This window comes from Chryseobacterium sp. D764 (assembly GCF_019317325.1).
In the GTDB taxonomy this organism is placed as follows: Bacteria; Bacteroidota; Bacteroidia; order Flavobacteriales; family Weeksellaceae; genus Chryseobacterium.
On sequence record NZ_CP079219.1, the window covers coordinates 2,388,691 to 2,408,689 of the forward strand.

Below are 19,999 nucleotides of genomic sequence, written 5' to 3' on the forward strand. Positions count from 1 at the left end.
CAACAATCAATTTTAAATATTAACAATTAAAAAAATTTGCAACTATGGGAATACTAACATGGATTTTATTCGGTCTTATTGCAGGTGCAATCGCTAAAATGATCATGCCAGGAAGTCAGGGAGGAGGATGGCTAATCACTATTATCCTGGGGATTCTGGGAGCTTTTGTAGGAGGAGCTATAGGAGTTTACGTTCTACACTGGGGAGATGTTTCTTCATTCTGGAATCCAAGAAGCTGGATTCTTTCAATCGGAGGAGCTTTAATTATCCTATGGATTTATGGGATGGCTACCAAGAAAAGCTGATAAGTATTTATAAAAAATAAAATCCCGGATCTGAAATTTCAGATCCGGGATTTTTGTATACAATATAAAATTTAGTTTAGTTGTTGATTCTGATCTGATAAGGCATTTCCATTTTCACCTCAGACTGTAGTTTTTTATCTGTAATCTGCTGTAGAATCTCATAGTTGGATTTACCAATCTTATTTTTAATGATTCTGGCAGAAACATCTTCTTCATTCAGATCTTTAAAGATTTGTTCAAATGGTGACATTCTCTTAGGGAAAGCATCTATTTGATAAGATTTTAATCCTGCTTTTTGTGCAGCAAATTTCACCGCATCATTCAAAGTACCCAGCTCATCTACTAAGCCAATCTCTTTGGCACGAACTCCACTCCATACTCTACCACCACCTACATTGTCAATCTGCTCAAAAGTTTTCTTTCTGTTCTGAGTTACAAAATGTACAAATCTCTTATAAGTACCTTCTACACTTCTCGTCATCATATTTACTCCATAAGGCGTAACTCCGTTTAAGCCTGAATAATACATAGAGTTGGCATTGGTAGCTACAATATCCGCACGGATTCCGTTTTTGCTTGCTATATCTTTATAATAAGGCATTACCCCAAATACTCCGATAGAACCGGTAAGTGTATTAGGCTCTGAATAAATTTTATCAGCTGCCATGGCAACATAATATCCTCCTGAAGCCGCATAATCACCAAAAGAAACCACCAATGGCTTTTTCTTTTTCAGCTGCTGCAATTCAAATAAGATTTCATCCGAAGCATTGGCACTTCCCCCAGGAGAGTTGATTCTGAAAACAACTGCTTTCACTTTATCATCTTCCTGAAGTTTTTTAATATACTTCACATATTTCTCAGAATGAATATCGTTATACTCATCTCCATTGTTAATAGATCCTGAAGCGTACAGTACAGCAATCTTTTCACCAGATTTATCTTCATCAGCATAAGAACTGATATAGTTTGTCAAAGAAATTTTATTAAGCTTTTCCTTATCTTTTACACTTAACTTCGTCTTAAGAAGATCTTCATATTCTGATTTCTGAATAAGTTTATCTGCAAGTTTATATTTTAAACTTTGTTCAGGAATCATTCCATATAAACTATCTGTAATTGTTCTGAACTGAGCGGTATCAATTTTTCTTGAAGCTGCCATTTTGTTGGACGTATTTTTCCAAAGGTCATTCAGAAGAGTGCTTAGCTGCTCTTTATTTTCCGGAGAAATATCATTCCTTAAAAAAGGTTCTACCGCAGATTTGAATTTACCGTGACGAATCACTTCAATTCCAATACCGTATTTATCAGCAAAATCCTTAAAGAAAGTAACTTCAGTAGAAAGACCTTTCAATTCAATACCACCTGCCGGATGAAGATAATATTTATCTGCTACCGATCCTAAATAGTAAGCTGATTGCGACACTCCGTTTCCGTAAGCATACACAAATTTTCCACTCTTCTTAAAATCTTCAATAGCATTTCTAAGATCATCAATCTGAGTCAGACCTGCATTCAGATCATCTGCCTCAATACTGATCCCTTTAATATTATCATCGGTTTTAGCCTTATTAATAGCTTCCAGTGCATCATATAAAAGGACACTTTTATTTTGGGCGCCTATACCAAACAATCCCATCTGCTCTTCAGTAGGACTATCGATTATATTTGTTTTTAAATTAATCGTAAGAACCGAGTTCTTTTTCACCGCCACCGACTTATCATTTCCCATAGAACTGAACACAAGCATCATGATGAAAAAGATGAAAAATAAAGCGCAAAGTATGACAATTGCCACTATATTTGCCAAAACATTTTTAAAGAAACTTCTCATAAATCAATCAATTTTCTAATATGTCGCAGCATAAGGTCGTTTTGTTACTAGGAAGTAACTTAGGAGAGCAAAAAAAAAATGTAGAGCTTGCATTAAAGAGGTTAAAAGATGCTGGAAATAACATTTCACAAACCAGCGAATATTTAATGTCTGAGCCTGTAGAATTTGCCAGTTCCAATATTTTTTGTAATATTGCAGCAATAATATTCACACCTCTTTCACCAATTCAACTGCTTGATTGTATTAAGAATATAGAAGTTGAGATGGGAAGAATTAATGATTCAAAAGTATCTGGAGGCTATACTGACAGGATAATAGACATTGATATCATTAAGTATAATGAATTAAATTTTCAATCAGAAAGATTAGAAATCCCTCATAAAAAGCATCTTTTTGAAAGGGATTTTTCCAGAGTATTATTAAAAGATTTTATTTAAAACATAAAACATATTGTATGAAATTAGGTTTATTATTATTGGCTACGACATTGCCAATTGCAGCTTTCGCACAGAACAGCAGCACTACAGTAAACTCTTCCACAGAGTATCCTAATACATTCTCCTCAGGCTCCGCTAATGTACAAACTTTCGACAATAAAGCCAGACGCTTTAGAGACTGGTCTATTTCTGTCGGAGGTGGTCCTGCATTTATGGTTCACTCCGATTTAAAATCTATCCGTAAGGATAAGACCAATTGGGGGTACAATGCCTATGTAAGCGTAGACAAACAAATCACACATGCATTCGCTCTAAGCGTAATGTATATGAGAGGAGAAACGAAACAGACAGCACAGCTTCCCGGTGCTGCAGGAGTAAAATCAGGAGTAGCAACTGCAACAACACAGTTTGACAACATCTCTTTATTAGGAGATATCAACTTCTCGAACTTATTCAGAAGAGTAGACAACCACTCCCCTTACAGATGGGCATTCCATGGATATATGGGAATTGGAGTTCAGGGATTCAGAACGTCATTACATGATAATGATGAGTTCAGATGGAGTAATACTCCAAGAAGAGCCCCTTTATTCATTAAACAAGATATCGATATCAATTCTATCTTTTATCAGGGAGGTCTAGGAATAAAATATAATGTTTCAAAACTTATTGATGTTGAAGCAAGAACCATGTATATCATCAGTGGTGATGATGAATTTGATGGTGGCGGATGGGCTGATCCTAATGACTATGATCCTTCCACACCAGGTTCAAAATATAACATGCTAAACCCTAGAAGATCAGATAATGCCTGGACAGTAAGTTTAGGAGTATCTTTCAAATTAGGAAAGCAGTTATCTCACCTTGCATGGCATGACCCACTTCAGGAAGCTTACTACAGAACAAGTGTTCTTGAAAATGCATCAACAGATCTTGTTGTTTGCGAAAAAGGAGATGCTGATAATGATGGAGTATGTGATGATTGGGACAGACAGCTTGACACTCCTGCAGGAGCAAGAGTAGATGGTGCCGGAGTTGCTTTAGACATGGATCTTGACGGAGTTATTGACCTTTATGACAAGTGTGTAACTGTACCAGGACCTGTTGAAAATAACGGATGTCCAATCAAATAATTAATAAATCTAAAAATTCTTTTTCAAAAGAAATCAAATAATAATACACGATGAAATTAAGTTTAGCAATTGTAGCATTTGCTTTGGCAATTCCTTCTGCCACTTATGCACAAGACTCAACTGCTGATTCAGGTGGAAAATACCCAAATACATTTTCTTCGGGATCTGCCAATGTTGCTCCATTCACGAACCAGTCTAAGAGATTTAACGATTGGTCTGTTTCAGTAGGAGCTGGAGTTCCACTTCTTCAGTCAGCAGATTTAACCTCTATCAAAAATGGTAACGGTAAAAACCTTTTTGGATATTCAGCCTATGTAAGTATTGATAAAGCAATTACACATGCTTTCGGAATCAATCTACAATATGACAAAGGTGAAACCAGACAAGGATGGTTCAATACTAAAAACGCAGCACCAGATGCAACAGCAGTAGGAGCAAGAACTCAGTATGATGCGATCTCTATCTTAGGAGACATTAACTTTTCTAATTTATTAAGAAGAGTTGATAACCATTCTCCTTACAGATGGGCTCTTCATGGATATGCAGGTATTGGTACTATTGCCTACAGAGCATACCAGAAAGACGGGAATAACAAACAGACATTGATGACTGAAATTAAACCTTTCCAGTTAGGTTCTATGTTCATGCAGGCTGGTACAGGTCTGAAGTTTAAAGTGAACAGAAGAATTGATATTGAAGGTAGATTAATGTATGTAGTAACCGGTGATGACGAATTTGATGGTGGCGGTGATGCTTACAGTGCTATCAACAAGCGTTCTGAGCAGGTTTCTGACAACTTCTTCAATGCAACTTTAGGTCTTACTTTCAAATTAGGAAAACATGAGTCTCACCTAATGTGGCATGACCCACTTCAGGAAATCTATTACAAACTGGATGTATTGGCTAATAAAAACCAGGATATCGAAGTATGTAAAAAAGGAGATGCTGATAACGATGGGGTATGTGACGATTGGGACAGACAGCTTGACACTCCTGCAGGAGCAAGAGTAGATGGTGCCGGAGTTGCTCTTGATGTTGACCTGGATGGCGTAATTGATCTTTACGACAAATGTGTAACGGTTCCTGGACCTGTTGAAAACAATGGATGTCCTATCAAAAAAGACAACAAGGAGACTGCTGTAGAAGTAGAGAAAACCCTTAAAGATATTTATTTCAATTTTAATAAAGCGACTATCAGACCTGAATCTAATGAAAAACTAGACCTGGCTGCTTCAATTATTAAGGAAAACGGAGGTAACTATCTATTGACAGGACATACTGATATCAAAGGAAATGCAGCTTACAACTTAAGACTGTCTAAAGAAAGAGCAGCTGCTGTTGTAGGAGCTCTGGAAACCAGAGGTATCAATGAAAATGTACTGAAATCAAGAGGAGTAGGCTCTGCAGAAGCTACTATCCCTGCATCAGCTTCTGATGCTGAAAGAATGGCGGATAGAAAAGTTACGGTAAGATTTGTAGAAACATCAGAATGGGATTCTATCAAAAAGAAAGACTATGAAGATGCGCCTGTAAAAAAAGCAGTAAAAAAAGTACCTGCTAAGAAAAAGAAGAAATAATTTTCATAATACACAAAACCGAAAAGAATTACTCTTTTCGGTTTATTTTTTTTTTACTACGAATTATTTTACATACCTTTATCATTATTTTCAGGACAACGGTATGAAACACATTAAAAATCAACTAGTTTGATTTGAAAAAAAATAACATAAAACCGCTTTTTGGCGTAAAAAATCATTTAAAATAACTTAACTTAAAAAAATAACACTATGAAATTAAGTTTAGCAATTGTAGCATTTGCTTTGGCAATTCCTTCTGCCACTTATGCACAAGACTCAACGGCAGTTTCAAAAGGAGAATATCCTAATACATTTTCTTCGGGATCTGCTAATGTTTCCCCATTCACCAGTCAATCTAAAAGATTTAACGATTGGTCTATCTCTGCAGGGGTTGGAGTTCCACTTCTTCAGTCAGCAGATTTGACTTCAATCAAAAATGGTAACGGTAAGAACCTTTTTGGATATTCAGCCTATCTAAGTATTGACAAAGCAATTACACATGCTTTCGGAATCAATTTACAGTATGACAAAGGTGAAACCAGACAAGGATGGTTCAACACTAAAAATGCAGCACCAGATGCAACAGCAGTAGGAGCAAGAACTCAGTATGATGCGATCTCAATCTTAGGAGACATTAACTTTTCTAATTTATTAAGAAGAGTTGATAATCATTCTCCTTACAGATGGGCTCTTCATGGATATGCAGGTATTGGTACTATTGCCTATAGAGCATACCAGAAAGCAGGTAACGGAAAGCAGGCATTGATGACAGAAGTAAAACCTTTCCAATTAGGTTCTATGTTCATGCAGGCTGGTACAGGTCTGAAATTTAAAGTGAACAGAAGAATTGATATTGAAGGTAGATTAATGTATGTGGTAACCGGTGATGACGAATTTGATGGTGGCGGTGATGCTTACAGTGCTATCAACAAACGTTCTGAGCAGGTTTCTGACAACTTCTTCAATGCAACTTTAGGTCTTTCTGTAAAATTAGGAAAACATGAGTCTCATCTAATGTGGCATGACCCACTTCAGGAAATCTATTACAAACTGGATGTACTGGCTAATAAAAACCAGGATATCGAAGTATGTAAAAAAGGAGATGCTGATAACGATGGGGTATGTGACGATTGGGACAGACAGCTTGACACTCCTGCAGGAGCAAGAGTGGACGGTGCCGGAGTTGCGCTTGATACTGACCTTGATGGTGTAATTGACCTTTACGACAAGTGTGTAACGGTTCCTGGACCTGTTGAAAACAATGGATGTCCTGTAGCAACAACAGGACCTGTAGTAGAAACAGAAACTAAATTGGAAGGAATCGAATTTGATTTAAATTCTGACAGAATTTTACCTTCAAACACTCCAATCTTAAATAATGCTGTAAACTATATTAATTCTTCAAATGGTTCTTATAGTGTAATCGGAGCTACTGATACAAGAGGTACTGATGCTTACAACCAAAAACTATCTGAAAGAAGAGCAAACAACGTTAAGAACTATCTGATCAAAAACGGTGTTCAAACTGGTAAATTACAGGCAGTAGGAAAAGGTGAAAAAGACCTTAAATACCCTGAGTGTGAACCAGCAACAAAGTGCCCTGAATGGAAAAACAGAGCCAACAGAAGAGTATACTTCGAAGCTAAATAATAAACTTATTTATATTATATGAAAGTCACGCCAGGCGTGACTTTTTTTGTCATAATACTTTCCTTATTTTTACAACATGATTTCGCCGCAGGATTTTCAAAAGCTCAAATATGATACCCTTAAGTATTTCTGGGGTTACACCGAATTCAGAGATGCTCAGGAAGAAATTATTAATGCCGTCATTAATGAAAAAGACACGCTGGTTCTGTTACCCACAGGAGCAGGGAAATCGCTATGCTATCAGTTGCCCGCTTTATTGAAAGAAGGAACCTGCCTGGTAGTTTCTCCTTTACTTGCATTGATGAAAGATCAGGTAAATCAGCTTAAATCCCGTGGCATTGAAGCAGAATATCTTTCTTCCGAACTGGATGAATATGATGTTGAAACAATTTACAATCGCTGTAAAGAAGGCCTCACAAAATTACTCTATGTTTCTCCTGAAAGACTTACCAATAGCCAGTTTATTCAGAACATGCAAGAAATCCAGTTATCTTTTATTGCAGTTGATGAAGCTCACTGTATTTCAGAATGGGGCCAGGATTTCAGACCAAGCTATCAGAATATTAAAGGGTTCAGAAGCAACAATCCTGAGATCCCCTGTCTTGCCCTGACCGCAACGGCAACTCCAAAAGTTCTGGAAGAAATCAAAAATAAATTAGAACTGAAGAAACCTTTTGTTTTCCAAAAAAGTTTTAAGAGAGATAATATCAAAATATTTTCAGATGAAGTATCTGATAAATTCCAACGTGTTTTTGATATTTTAAAATACAGCAACGATTCTGGAATTGTATATGTAAGAACCAGAAAAGAAGCTGAACTGTTGGCAGAATTTTTGAAAAAAAATCAACTGAAAAATGTAGATTATTTTCACGCAGGCTTAACGACCAGAGAAAAAAACACCAGACAGAATCTTTGGAACAACAGTGACAACCATGTTCTTATTTCTACCAATGCCTTTGGGATGGGTATTGACAAAGATAATGTACGTTTTGTAATTCACTATTCTCCTGCCGCCTCGCTGGAAAACTATTATCAGGAAATCGGAAGGGCCGGAAGGGATGGAAAAGACAGTTTTGCCTTCATGCTTTGGAATAAACAGGAACTCCTGAATTTTGATCAGATCTTAAAAAATCAAACGCCCAACAAAGCAGAATTTTTAAAGATCATCAGCTACCTCTACTCTATTTTTCAGGTAGCAGAATTTGAACTTCCTGAAAAAACATTTCAGCTGAATACTCTGGGTATACAGAATTTTACCAAACTGTCGAAAGCAAAAATCAACAACATACTCAATTTTCTTCACAACCAGGAGATTATTTACTATAATGAAAATAAAAGTCTGTCCTCACTTGAACTGTTTATCAAAGCTGATGAGATAGATCAATTGCCACAAAAAGATGCTCATTTCATAGAGCTTCTTTTCCGTACTGTATCTGGCATCACTACTCACAAAGTAATGTTCAGTGAACAGCAGGTAAGCAATAAAATCAATGTCGGTGTCCCTTTGATCAAAGAACGTCTTAAGGAACTGCAGCAAAAGAATTATCTTGAATATATTGACGGTGCGCTTTCCAGTATTAAATTCCTTAAACCCCGTGATGAAAGAGCGGTAAATAGTGCTTATTGGAAGGTATTTGAACATATTCAGAGAAACAAAATCCAGAAATGGGAAGAGATGAAGTTTTACGCAGAAAATAATAAATACTGTAAAATGAAACTCATCCTAGCCTATTTTGGCGAAAAAAATTCAAAAAACTGTGGCCAGTGTTCTGTTTGTGAAAAAAATAAACAGTCAATGTTTGGCAAGAATATTTCTCAGCAGATCATCAATTTATTAACTAAAAAGCCGGCAACGATTGAAGAGCTTTCTATACAGCTGAGTTATCATTCTAAAGAGAATATCTTAGAAAATCTTATTTTCCTTTTAGATTCCGGAAAAGTAAGAATGCTGAACTTCAGGACTTACGAACTGAATCAGTAATGATAATGTAGTGCAATAAAGGCGCAAAAACACTTTAGTAAGCTATTCTCTTCTCTAAAACTCTCTCACCCTCGAACTTCAATATCTTCCGACTCTCAGATCAAAAACTTATCTTTGCAGCATGAAATCATTGAAAGTCGTTTTTTTAGGGACTCCTGAGTTTGCAAAAACTTCTTTGGAGGCAATCCATCAATCTCACCATCAGGTGGTAGGTGTTGTAACTGTAGCTGATAAAGCAAGTGGACGTGGGCAGAAAATACACCAATCCCCTGTAAAAGTTTATGCTGAAGAAAATAATATTCCTGTCTTTCAGCCGGAAAAGTTGAGAAATCCTGAGTTTTTGGAAGAACTTAGAAACCTGGATGCCGATGTTTTTGTAGTAGTGGCTTTCAGAATGATGCCCAAAGTTCTTTTTGAAATGCCTAAAATGGGTACCTTCAATCTTCATGCATCTTTACTGCCGGATTACAGAGGAGCTGCTCCCATCAATTATGCAGTAATTAACGGTGAAAAAAAATCAGGAGCAACGACTTTCTTTATTAATGAAAAAATTGATGAAGGTAATATTCTTCTTCAACAGGAAATAGAAATTTTACCTGACGAAAATGCAGGAAGCCTTCACGACAGACTCATGGAAATGGGTTCAGGACTAGTCGTCAAAACACTAGATAGTCTGGCTGAAAATGCCATTGAAGAAAAACCTCAGCCGCAGGTAGAACATCCTAAGAATGCTTATAAAATTTTCAAGGAAGATACAAGAATCAAGTGGGATCAATCTTCAAAAACTGTTCATCAGTTTATTCTGGGAATGTCGCCTTATCCTGCAGCTTTCACTACTTTAAAAATTGAAAACGAAGAAAAAGGATTAAAAATATTCGGCGGTAAATTTGAACTTTCTGATCATGAAAAACCGGCAGGAACTTTAGATATTTCCAAAAATGAATTTAAAATCTATACTCAGGACGGAATTTATTATCCTCTGGAACTTCAGTTGGAAGGTAAAAAAAGAATGACTGTAAAAGATTTCTTAAATGGTTTCAGAAATTTTGATGGAATCTCATTAACATAAAGGACTACATTCAGTTCATCAACATAAAAAAGGTTTAGAATTTTTCTAAACCTTTTTTATGATAAACAGTCAAAGTTGACTATCCGTTTTATTATAGTTGTACCATCTCAGTAACCTCTACATCATATCCTCCAACCTGAGGCTTGATATTAGGGTTTTGAGTGATTACTTTGAACTTGTTGATTCCTAAATTCTTTAAGATCTGCGTTCCAATTCCATAATCTCTGTAATTGTATGCTAAAGTAGGATGCTGCTCCTGCCCGTCCTGATAGTTCAGGAACTGCTGAAGTTTTCTCAATGTATTTTCAGAGTTAGAAACATTATTGATGAAAATGATTGCACCTTTTCCAGCTTCATTTACCATACCTGTTACTTTTTCCAATAATGGCTTCTCACCGTTGTTTAATCTTGTCAATACATCAAAATAAGAATCTGAAGACTGTACTCTCACCAAAACCGGCTCATCTACAGTCCATGTTCCTTTTGTCAGTGCAAAGTGGATCTGGTCATTGGAAGTTTCTCTGAAAGCATAAAAATCAAACTCACCGTAGTGCGTTTTTACTTTTTTCTCCTCAAGTCTTTCTACCAGGTTTCCTTTTTTAAGTTGGTAATGAATAAGATCTTCAATAGAAACGATCTTCATATCGTGCTTCTGAGCGAATGCATGAAGTTCAGGCAGACGGGACATTGTACCATCTTCATTCATAATCTCACAGATCACACCGCCTTCTTTCAAACCTGATAAGTTAGTAAGATCAATGGCAGCTTCAGTATGTCCGGCTCTTTTCAATACTCCTCCTTTTCTTGCACGAAGCGGGAAAATGTGGCCAGGTCTCATAAAGTCTGTAGGCTTGGATTTCTCATCCATCAGTGCTAAAATTGTTTTGGCTCTGTCTCCTGCAGAAATTCCGGTAGATGTTCCGTTTCCTAAAAGGTCAACCGATACCGTAAAAGCCGTTTCTTTAGGATCACTGCTTCTGCTTACCATCACTTCAAGCCCAAGTTCATCACATCTTTTTTCAGGAAGCGGCATACAAATAAGCCCTCTTCCGTGAAGAGCCATAAAATTGATAATTTCCGGTGTTGTCAACTCTGCTGCACAAAGAAAATCTCCTTCATTTTCTCTGTCTTCGTCATCTACTACTATGATTATTTTACCATTTTTAAGGTCTTCAATAGCCTCTGGAATAGTATTTAATTTAATATCGGACATTTTTACTTTTTATTTTTGCAAAGATACTCATAAAAATAAGCATCTGCCAACTAATTATGAATGGTTTATTACGCTTTGGATAGAGTTAGCTGCCTCTCTGAAAATCTCATAAGATCTCAATCTTTTCTGATGATCATAAATATGCGAATTGATGATCAGTTCATCAACCTGGAATTTTTCCTGGAAACTTTTAAGCTCTTCCTGAACTTCAGCCTGATCACCAATAAAAGTATATCTCAACTTCTGTAAAACCATGGATTTTTCCATTGGAGACCAGATTTCGTCCATATCATCAACAGGCGGAGCGAAAGGTTTTCTGTCATTTCTTACAATATTGATGAAGGCCTGAAATAAAGTGGTGGAGATTTTATGAGCTTCCTCTGAAGTTTCTGCTGCTACACCGTTTACACAGGCAATGATATAAGGTTTATCCAGATATTTTGAAGGTTCAAAATGTTCTCTGTATATTTTAAAAGCCATTTCCATCTGCTCCGGAGCAAAATGTCCTGCAAATGCATACGGCAAACCAAGTTCCGCCGCCAGCCAAGCACTGTCTGTACTTGATCCCAGAATATAAATTGGTATATCCAGCCCTTCTCCGGGAATAGCACGAACCATAGCATCTGAATTTTCCTTAGAAAAATATCTTTGAAGTTCCAGAATCTGTCTTGGAAACTGTTCATTAATAATTGCAGGATTTCTTCCTAAAGCCTGAGCCGTCAATCCGTCCGTTCCGGGTGCTCTCCCAACTCCAAGATCTATTCTTCCGGGAAAAAGAGACTCCAAAGTACCGAACTGTTCTGCAATAATCAGAGAACTATGGTTGGGAAGCATAATTCCTCCAGAACCTACTCTGATTTTTTTGGTCCCATTGGCAATAAACCCAATCAAAACAGAAGTTGCCGAACTGGCAATACTTTCCATATTGTGATGTTCTGCAAGCCAGAATCTTTTATAGTCTAAATTTTCAGCGTGATTGGCTAATGATAAGCTGTCCTGAAAAGTATCGTGAATGCTTTTACCTTGCTTTACTGGTGCAAGATCTAAAACAGAAATTTCAAAATTTTTCATATTGAGATGTTAATTTTTCTTTGGTCTCGAAAAAAACCATACAAATTTAAAACATAAAAACTGCATTAGTTACTTTTTGTAATTAATAAAACCGATCAGTTAATTCAGGGAAAAACTATTGGAATTCAAATTTTCTTTACCTGATTTTAGTTATACAATTTTGAGTAAATTGCAACATCATTCAAGAACATGAAAACAAAGGTAATGTATATCGAAAACAAATCCTTCGGTCATCACGGTCCGGCATGGATTGGTTTTGTAGAATTTTCAAAATCCGGGCAAACTGTTTATTTTGATAACAAGGCTCTCAAAAAACTTAAAAAGCCAGGAATCAATGCCAATCATTTTGATATAGAAACAGGAGAAGAATACTGGATATCCGGTATTAAGCAAAATGGTCAGAACAGACATCAATTTGGTGGTGGAAAAATTATGATTGATAGAAATTCAATTGATGAATATTTGAAACTGGTAGATTTTAACCATATTGATGAAAAGTATTTTGAAATTATTGAGTTCTCCGGAACAGATAAAAATAGATTTAGGGAAATAGAAAATACCGAAACTGAATTCAGAGACAGAAGCTATCGGGCTACTTTCTATGACAACAATAAAAGAAAATTAATCTTCGATATTAATATTTAAATGAAAAATATTTATTAATTCTTTATCTCAGAGTTACAGAGTTAATCAGGATTTATTAAACGAATAAAATGAAAAAGGGTTTGAGTATTTTCAAAACCTTTTTTTATTTTACTCAAGCGAATTCTCACATTCAATAATTATCATATAAAAGTTTTTTTTAACATTAATAATTCAATAAAAAGAGAAATATTAATTATATTCGTATACCACATCTTTAAAAACTTTAACATGAACAAAAAACCAAACAATCTGTTTTCCCGGCAGATTCTGACAGGAAGAACTGTCTTTATGAGCCTTGTTATTGCTGCAGTATTAACATCTTGTAGTAAAAACAATGAAGAAATAACCTCCGAAGCTCAAACTAATGCTTTTACTACTGAAAATGTCAAAAAAGGGCAATTGAATGGCCAGGAAATTAGTTATGAAAGAAAAAACGGAATGAATTTTTTCCAGGGAGACATTGTTCTCTCCGACAAACAGCTGGCAGAAGGCAGTGAACTCAATAAGGGCGGTGCAAGCTATTCAAGATGGCCAAGCAGTAAAATTTATTATACTGTTGCCAGTAATATGGGATCTATCAATGCTAATAAAATTACTTCTGCCGTGAATGAGTACAATACAAAAACAAATACTCAGTGGATTCCACGTACCAACCAAACAAATTATGTAGAATTTATTTTTGGAAGTTCATCAGGATCAGACGGCTGGGCTCATATTGGATATCAGGGAGGAAAACAAACTGTTTCTTTGGATCAATATATTTCTGTAGGATCGGTAATTCATGAGATGGGACATACGATAGGGCTTTATCATGAACACACCCGCAAAGACAGAGATCAATATGTAAAAATTCTTTGGAATAATATCCAAAGTGGGCAGTCATATAATTTCAATATTTATAGCTCGGGGACAGATATAGGACCATTCAATATCAATTCAGTGATGATGTACTGGCCGACTTCTTATTCTAAAAACGGGCTTCCAACTATTACAAGAGCAGATAATTCAAGCTTTACATATAATAGAACAGGTTTTACAACCGGGGATATCAATACCATTAATGCTATGTACCCTTAATTTTAAAGAATTTTTTGTGACCATCAAAAAAGGGAAGAATTCTTATGAATTCTTCCCTTTTTTATAATTATAATGATTAATCAAAATCCTGATTTCATTGAATTCAAAGTGACTTGGTAATGCACTCTTCCACTCAGTCAATGTTTCGTGTGGATTTTTGTAGAATTCATCTTCAAAAGCCTTGATCTTATCTGAGGTGATTACTCTGGAGATATCCAGCAATCCCTGTTCTGCAAATTTGGCAAGATGGCCAATAACCGTTTCTTTTACCAAACCTCTTTCCAAAGCAATTTCTCCGATAGTTTTTCCCTGTTCAAATAACTGAAAGGTTAAAACCTGAGACGGAACTTTAGCTATTTTCAGATTGATTTCTTTATCATTCTTTTCATCTAAAAGTTTAGTTTCCAGAAGATAAATTTCTCTTAAACTGTTCAGGTATTCTTCAATATCTTCCAGCCAGTTTTTGAATTCCTCGTTATATTGTTTTAAACCCTTCGCTCCTTTTATTTCAGCATAAAACTCTTTCAAAGGATCGAAAATTTTATTTCTGGTTTCTATAAAGAAGAAATTAACGGCTCCTTTCGATTTGCTTTCAATCTCAGACCAGTCTTCTTTTTGTTCAATAAAATTATTGACTTTCTGGAAAATGATTCGTTCCAGTTTTTCAAAGATTTTTCCAAGATTTACTGCTTCATGTTTCAACTGAAGATAAAGCTGTTTAGTCTTGGCATGATCTATATTCTTGGTCACAATAGACAGGTTATTCCATTCCTCTACTTCTTTTAAAAACCATGTGCAGTCAAGCGTACGAAGTACTTTCCTGATGCTGTAGTCATATTTTTCCTGATTCAGAATAGCCTCCACATGATCATTGGCAATAGTATCCGTATGGAAATGCAAAATCCTGTTATCCTTGAAAATAACTTCAGGGGTAATTTTTGATTTTAAAACAATTCCTTCCAATGTTCTGCAACGGGATAAAGCCACATATACCTGACCTGCCGTGAAACTTTTTCCGGCATCAATAATTACCTTATCAAACGTCAGTCCCTGGCTTTTATGAATAGTAACAGCCCAGGCCAGTTTTATCGGAAATTGTTCAAAACTTCCTAATACTTCTTCCTGGATATTTTTATCAGTGTCAAGGAAATATTTTTTCTGTTCCCAGGTTTCTCTTTTAACTACAATTTCATTTTCGCTTTCATCCAGAACAACACGAATTTCATTTTCATCCAATCCAATGATCTCGCCTAATTTCCCGTTGAAATATTTCTTTTCTCCGGAAATATCATTTCGGATAAACATGATCTGAGCGCCAATTTTCAATTCTAAAAACTGTTCGTTTGGAAACTGATTTTCTTTAAAATCACCTACAAGTTTAGCTTCATAAGTTTGAGGATCTACCTTTATCTCCGCCAGTTTTTCCAGGTTGATTTCATCAGCCATTCTATTGTGAGAGCACAGGTATACGTAAGATTCTTTCCCCATGTCAAAATTGGGATCGTATCTTTCATTGAGGTGGTTAAAATCTATATTATCCACATCACCGTCACGGATAGCATTCAGAATCGCCAGAAATCCCTGATCAGACTGTCTGTAAACTTTTGTCAGTTCAATGGTAACAATCGGAATTTCCTTAATGGCATGACTGTCAAAAAAGAAGGGTGAATTGTAATACATTTTAAGAATATGCTCATCCCTCACCACAGGCGGAAGCTGAAACAAATCTCCAATAAACAGCATCTGTACTCCCCCAAACCTTTGATTATTCCTTCTGATAAACCTCAAAGAAAAATCCATCATATCAAGAACATCAGCTCTCAACATGGAAACCTCATCAATGATAATGATCTCAACTTCTCTCAGAAGCTTCAGTTTATCTTTACGGTATTTGAAATGGGGCATCAGATCGGCAATATTATTAGCCAAACTGGTGTCTATTCTTTCTGTCGTAGGAAGAAAAGTTCTCAACGGCAGTCCAAACATGGAATGAATTGTAACGCCGCCCGCATTGATTGCAGCAATTCCTGTGGGTGCTACTACAATATGCTTTTTCTTTGTACGTCTTACAAAATCATTGAGAAATGTCGTTTTACCTGTTCCGGCTTTCCCAGTCAGAAAAACACTTCTATTCGTATATTCTATTAAGTCAAAAAAATGATTGTTCATCGTTGTCAAAAATACGGAAATGAATTTGAATTTCTTACCTTGGCATAAGTTTTGAAAATTCTTAAAAAGAAAAAAGTTTATTGTGAAAAAAATATTCTTCCATTTCCCGGTGATAGTATTATGTACTACATTAACTATGGTTTCCTGTAACACATCAAAAAATGCCAATACCAATCTTCCTGTTGATATCGCAGACAGACCTGTTGACGAAGACAGTCAGAAGTATGAGCAGGCACAACTCGATAGATTAAAAGCTTCTATTGAATCTGAAGTGTCCGGAGAAAAATGTACGGATCCCAGTGAATGGGCATTTGCGCCTATGGGAGCAAAATCCTGTGGCGGACCTCAGCAATACATTGCTTATCCCAAGAAAATAGAAACTGCTTTCTTACTGAGAGTAAATGATTACACGGATAAAGTAAAAACTTTTAATGAAAAATATAATATCATGTCTGACTGTGTAGTAATCACACCTCCTACATCTTTGAAATGTATTCATGGAAAAATCAGACTGATCACTCCGGACAATAACTAACAATAAAACAAAGGTTCTATATCAAATCGAAAAAAGCTCTGTCTCAGGACGGAGCTTTTATATTTATAGGGTCAATGTTGAATGTTGACCATTCAAAGGTAAATTAGAATTGATGATCTTTCACGTTTTCTTTATACCACGATGAGTATTTTACATAGTTATCAGCGATTCTGTTAACTTCTCCTTCTAATAGCTGAGCATTAATATCTTTGATTTTTTTTGCAGGAACTCCACCCCAAACTTCTCCGGATTTTATATGAGTGCCCTGAGTTACTACAGAACCTGCCCCTACAATAGAATTTTCTTCCACCAAGCAGTCATCCATTACAATAGCTCCCATCCCAATCAGGACATTATCTTTAATGGTACACCCATGAACAATTGCATTATGTCCGATAGAAACGTTATTTCCGATATTCAGCGGATGTTTCTGATAGGTACAATGCAGCATTGCATTATCCTGAACATTTACCTTGTCACCCATTTTTATATAGTGAACATCGCCTCTGATCACAGCATTATACCAAACGCTGCAGTCTCTTCCCATTGTAACATCACCAATAATAGTAGCGGTTTCTGCTAAAAAAGTATTTTCTCCGATCTGTGGTGCTTTTCCTAAAAGTTCTTTTATAAGTGCCATAATATTAATTTGAAAATTTGAAAATATGCCAATTGAAAATAATGATCTTCTGCTTATAGTCTCTGGTATCTAACTTCTAAATTACAGTGATAGCAAAAATCTAACTCTCAATTTTCAGCGTCTAACTTCTAATGCGTATTTTTGTATCTCAAATTTAACGAAAAAATGCGTACCGTACTTATAGAACCTACCGAAAACCCGAAAGTAATGAAATTTGTAGCAGATTACAATCTCATTCCAGGGTCTTTAGAGTTGGACAGAAATTCAGATATTTCAGAAATTCCTATGGCACAGGAACTTTTCAATTATCCGTTTGTAGAAAGAATTTTCATAACGGCTAATTTTGTAGCTGTGGCTAAACAGGATACCATAGAATGGGAACATGTAGCTGAAAGTCTGAAAAATGTGATTGAGGATGAATTATTGGCCAACCCAAGAATTTACCTTCAAAAGAAAAAAGAAATGTATCAGATCTATGCTGAAATGACTCCAAATCCTAATGTAATGAAATTTGTTTCAAGCAAATTACTGATGGATGGTTTTGTGGAAGTAAAATCTATTGAAGCCGCTGAAGAAGTTCCTTTGGCACAGGCAATCTTTAAAGAATTTGAATTTACAAAAGAAGTTTTCATTTCTGACAATTTTGTAGCTGTTACCAGAGACAATTCTGTAGAATGGCATCAGGTGATGATGACTGTTCGTGCACTTATTGCCGAGTATCTTCAAAATGGAGGTGAGATTTCTAAAGTAGAGCCTCAGAAACACGAAAACCCTGTTGAAAAGATCATCAACAGAGATTATACGGAAGATGAGCAGAAAATTTCTGACATTTTAAATGAATATGTGGCTCCTGCAGTAGAAAATGATGGTGGAAAGATTTCATTGATGGAATATGACCAGGAGAGCAAAACTGCAAAAATGCTTCTACAGGGAGCTTGTTCAGGCTGCCCAAGTTCTACGGCTACTTTGAAAAACGGAATTGAAAATATTTTAAAACAATTCGTTCCGGATCTGGTAGAAAAAGTAGAAGCTGTAAACGGATAATTCAGTTTGAAAATGCCTCCCGAAAAGAAAATTGTGGTTATCATTGGAAGTGCGTCGGAGAATTCCAGCAACCAGAAACTTATGGAACAGGTCCTGGAAAAGATAGGAAATACAGATTTTCAGATGTATGATAATCTTTCTGTTCTTCCTCATTTTGATACTGCAATAACGGATGACAATATTCCTGATGAAGTTCAGAAGATCAGAAAGGATATTAAAAACTCAGCAGGTGTTATATTTTCCACTCCGGAATATATTTTCAGTATTCCCGGCAGATTAAAAAATTTGTTGGAATGGTGTGTTTCCACAACAATCTTTTCTGAAAAGCCAGTGTCAGTAATTACCGCATCAGCCAGTGGAGAAAAAGGCCACGAAGAGTTATTAATGATTTTAAAGACTCTTGGAGCGGTAACAGATGATAAACATCAGGCATTAATAAAGGGGATAAAAGGCAAATTTGACAGCAATGGCTTACTGGAAAGTAATACCTTTGCTAAAGTATCAAAATTAGTAGCAGATTTTACAACGTCTGTTTCATAATTAAAAATTAGAATATTGAATAATAAAGGAATTTTACTGGTCAATCTTGGATCACCGAGATCAACCTCTGTAAGCGACGTAAAGGAATATCTTGACGAATTTTTGATGGATGAAAGAGTGATTGATTACCGTTGGATCTTTCGTGCTCTGCTTGTACAGGGAATTATCCTGAAAACAAGACCTGCCAAATCTGCTGAAGCCTATAAAACGGTGTGGACAGATAAAGGTTCTCCACTGATTGTCATTACTGAACAAATTCAGAAAAAACTTCAGAAAGTGGTAGACGTTCCTGTGGAAATAGGAATGAGATATGCACAACCAAGTATTGAAACGGGTATTCAGAAACTGGTAGACCAGGGAATCACTGAAATCGTTCTTTTCCCTTTATATCCTCAATATGCCATGAGTACTACGGAAACGGTAATTGAAAAGGCTGAAGAAGTAAGAAAAAAGAAGTTTCCAAAGGTAAAGATCAATTATATTCAACCTTTTTACAACAGAGATATTTATATCAACTGTCTGGCAGAAAGCATTAGAGAGAAACTTCCAGAAAATTTTGATGCCCTTCAGTTTTCTTATCATGGAGTTCCGGAAAGACATATTTATAAGACAGATCCTACAAAAACCTGTAATCTTAATGACTGCTGTTCCAGAGATGACAATCCAAGCCATCAGTTCTGCTATCGTCACCAATGTTATAAAACGACACAGCGTGTTATTGAAAAACTGGATTTACCAAAAGAAAAAACTATTGTTTCTTTCCAGTCACGATTAGGAAAAGACAAGTGGATCGAGCCTTATACTGATGAAACACTGGAAACCATTGGTAAAAAGGGAATAAAAAATCTGGCCATAGTTTGTCCTGCATTTGTCTCTGACTGTCTTGAGACTTTGGAGGAAATTTCTGTAGAAGGAAAAGAACAGTTTATGCACGGAGGTGGAGAGAATTTCCATTATATTCCCTGTCTGAATGATGAAGACCGATGGATTGATGTCGTAAAAACACTTTGCGAAGAAAAGCTGAATGATTTCTATCTGGTATAATCACTTTACTCAAAATATAAAAAAGGCTGCAAGAA

Annotated in this window: 18 protein-coding genes; 13 read left to right on the top strand and 5 right to left on the bottom strand. The window is 36.0% G+C overall.

The window, feature by feature from the left end; all coding sequences use genetic code 11:
- Positions 1–44: 44 nt before the first annotated feature.
- Entirely contained in the window at positions 45–305 is a 261-nt protein-coding gene (locus KYG33_RS10810) for a GlsB/YeaQ/YmgE family stress response membrane protein (protein ID WP_077419074.1), read from the top strand.
- Positions 306–381: 76 nt separating this feature from the next.
- Here KYG33_RS10810 and sppA read toward each other — a convergent pair whose 3' ends face one another.
- Positions 382–2,139 carry a signal peptide peptidase SppA gene (gene sppA, locus KYG33_RS10815; protein WP_047386490.1) on the bottom strand — a complete coding sequence of 586 codons (1,758 nt, stop codon included), beginning with the start codon at positions 2,137–2,139 and terminating at the stop codon, positions 382–384.
- A gap of 20 nt (positions 2,140–2,159) precedes the next feature.
- Between sppA and folK the strand changes: the two genes are divergently transcribed.
- The 6 genes from folK to fmt all read left to right on the top strand — a co-directional run bounded on the left by folK (position 2,160) and on the right by fmt (position 9,986).
- Positions 2,160–2,576 carry a 2-amino-4-hydroxy-6-hydroxymethyldihydropteridine diphosphokinase gene (gene folK, locus KYG33_RS10820; RefSeq protein ID WP_077419072.1) on the top strand — a complete coding sequence of 139 codons (417 nt, stop codon included), beginning with the start codon at positions 2,160–2,162 and terminating at the stop codon, positions 2,574–2,576.
- Positions 2,577–2,593: 17 nt separating this feature from the next.
- The gene (locus KYG33_RS10825; RefSeq protein WP_077419071.1) at positions 2,594–3,709 is read left to right on the top strand and encodes a flagellar motor protein MotB; all 1,116 of its coding nucleotides are present in this window, start codon (positions 2,594–2,596) and stop codon (positions 3,707–3,709) included.
- A gap of 50 nt (positions 3,710–3,759) precedes the next feature.
- Positions 3,760–5,286 carry an OmpA family protein gene (locus KYG33_RS10830; protein ID WP_077419070.1) on the top strand — a complete coding sequence of 509 codons (1,527 nt, stop codon included), beginning with the start codon at positions 3,760–3,762 and terminating at the stop codon, positions 5,284–5,286.
- A 210-nt stretch (positions 5,287–5,496) separates the two neighbouring features.
- Positions 5,497–6,936 carry an OmpA family protein gene (locus tag KYG33_RS10835; protein ID WP_077419069.1) on the top strand — a complete coding sequence of 480 codons (1,440 nt, stop codon included), beginning with the start codon at positions 5,497–5,499 and terminating at the stop codon, positions 6,934–6,936.
- Between the two features lie 76 nt (positions 6,937–7,012).
- Positions 7,013–8,917, top strand: coding sequence for an ATP-dependent DNA helicase RecQ (locus tag KYG33_RS10840; protein ID WP_077419068.1), 1,905 nt, complete (start codon positions 7,013–7,015; stop codon positions 8,915–8,917).
- A 121-nt stretch (positions 8,918–9,038) separates the two neighbouring features.
- Positions 9,039–9,986: a methionyl-tRNA formyltransferase gene (gene fmt / locus KYG33_RS10845; RefSeq protein ID WP_219073211.1), complete on the top strand. Its 948-nt coding sequence runs from the start codon at positions 9,039–9,041 to the stop codon at positions 9,984–9,986.
- Between the two features lie 91 nt (positions 9,987–10,077).
- Here the strand turns inward: fmt and ribB are convergent, their stop codons facing one another.
- Together ribB and KYG33_RS10855 are read right to left on the bottom strand one after the other, a co-directional pair.
- Positions 10,078–11,199 (bottom strand): 3,4-dihydroxy-2-butanone-4-phosphate synthase, encoded by a 1,122-nt coding sequence (gene ribB, locus KYG33_RS10850; RefSeq protein ID WP_077419066.1) that lies wholly within the window; start codon positions 11,197–11,199, stop codon positions 10,078–10,080.
- A gap of 54 nt (positions 11,200–11,253) precedes the next feature.
- Complete coding sequence (locus tag KYG33_RS10855; protein ID WP_077419065.1) at positions 11,254–12,270, bottom strand: LLM class flavin-dependent oxidoreductase; 1,017 nt, start codon at positions 12,268–12,270, stop codon at positions 11,254–11,256.
- A 189-nt stretch (positions 12,271–12,459) separates the two neighbouring features.
- Here KYG33_RS10855 and KYG33_RS10860 point away from each other — a divergent pair, with 189 nt between their 5' ends.
- Positions 12,460–12,915 (top strand): hypothetical protein, encoded by a 456-nt coding sequence (locus KYG33_RS10860; RefSeq protein WP_175627292.1) that lies wholly within the window; start codon positions 12,460–12,462, stop codon positions 12,913–12,915.
- 228 nt (positions 12,916–13,143) lie between these two features.
- On the top strand, positions 13,144–13,992 hold the full coding sequence (locus tag KYG33_RS10865; protein ID WP_077419064.1) for a M12 family metallopeptidase: 849 nt from the start codon (positions 13,144–13,146) through the stop codon (positions 13,990–13,992).
- 42 nt (positions 13,993–14,034) lie between these two features.
- On the opposite strand, the gene KYG33_RS10870 is transcribed toward KYG33_RS10865, so the two are convergent.
- The gene (locus KYG33_RS10870) at positions 14,035–16,161 is read right to left on the bottom strand and encodes a helix-turn-helix domain-containing protein (RefSeq protein WP_077419063.1); all 2,127 of its coding nucleotides are present in this window, start codon (positions 16,159–16,161) and stop codon (positions 14,035–14,037) included.
- An 82-nt stretch (positions 16,162–16,243) separates the two neighbouring features.
- On the opposite strand from KYG33_RS10870, the gene KYG33_RS10875 reads away from it, so the two are divergent.
- Positions 16,244–16,696: a hypothetical protein gene (locus KYG33_RS10875; RefSeq protein ID WP_180564522.1), complete on the top strand. Its 453-nt coding sequence runs from the start codon at positions 16,244–16,246 to the stop codon at positions 16,694–16,696.
- Between the two features lie 103 nt (positions 16,697–16,799).
- Here KYG33_RS10875 and KYG33_RS10880 read toward each other — a convergent pair whose 3' ends face one another.
- Positions 16,800–17,336 (bottom strand): gamma carbonic anhydrase family protein, encoded by a 537-nt coding sequence (locus tag KYG33_RS10880; protein WP_047378983.1) that lies wholly within the window; start codon positions 17,334–17,336, stop codon positions 16,800–16,802.
- Positions 17,337–17,501: 165 nt separating this feature from the next.
- Here KYG33_RS10880 and KYG33_RS10885 point away from each other — a divergent pair, with 165 nt between their 5' ends.
- Genes KYG33_RS10885 through hemH form a run of 3 tightly spaced genes read left to right on the top strand, consistent with a single transcriptional unit; the run spans position 17,502 to position 19,964 of the window.
- Positions 17,502–18,380 (top strand): NifU family protein, encoded by an 879-nt coding sequence (locus KYG33_RS10885; protein ID WP_077419061.1) that lies wholly within the window; start codon positions 17,502–17,504, stop codon positions 18,378–18,380.
- Between the two features lie 12 nt (positions 18,381–18,392).
- A complete protein-coding gene (locus tag KYG33_RS10890; protein ID WP_180564523.1) occupies positions 18,393–18,920 on the top strand; it encodes an NADPH-dependent FMN reductase in 528 nt (175 codons plus the stop codon).
- Between the two features lie 15 nt (positions 18,921–18,935).
- Complete coding sequence (hemH, locus tag KYG33_RS10895) at positions 18,936–19,964, top strand: ferrochelatase (RefSeq protein WP_077419059.1); 1,029 nt, start codon at positions 18,936–18,938, stop codon at positions 19,962–19,964.
- The last annotated feature ends 35 nt before the right edge of the window (positions 19,965–19,999 follow it).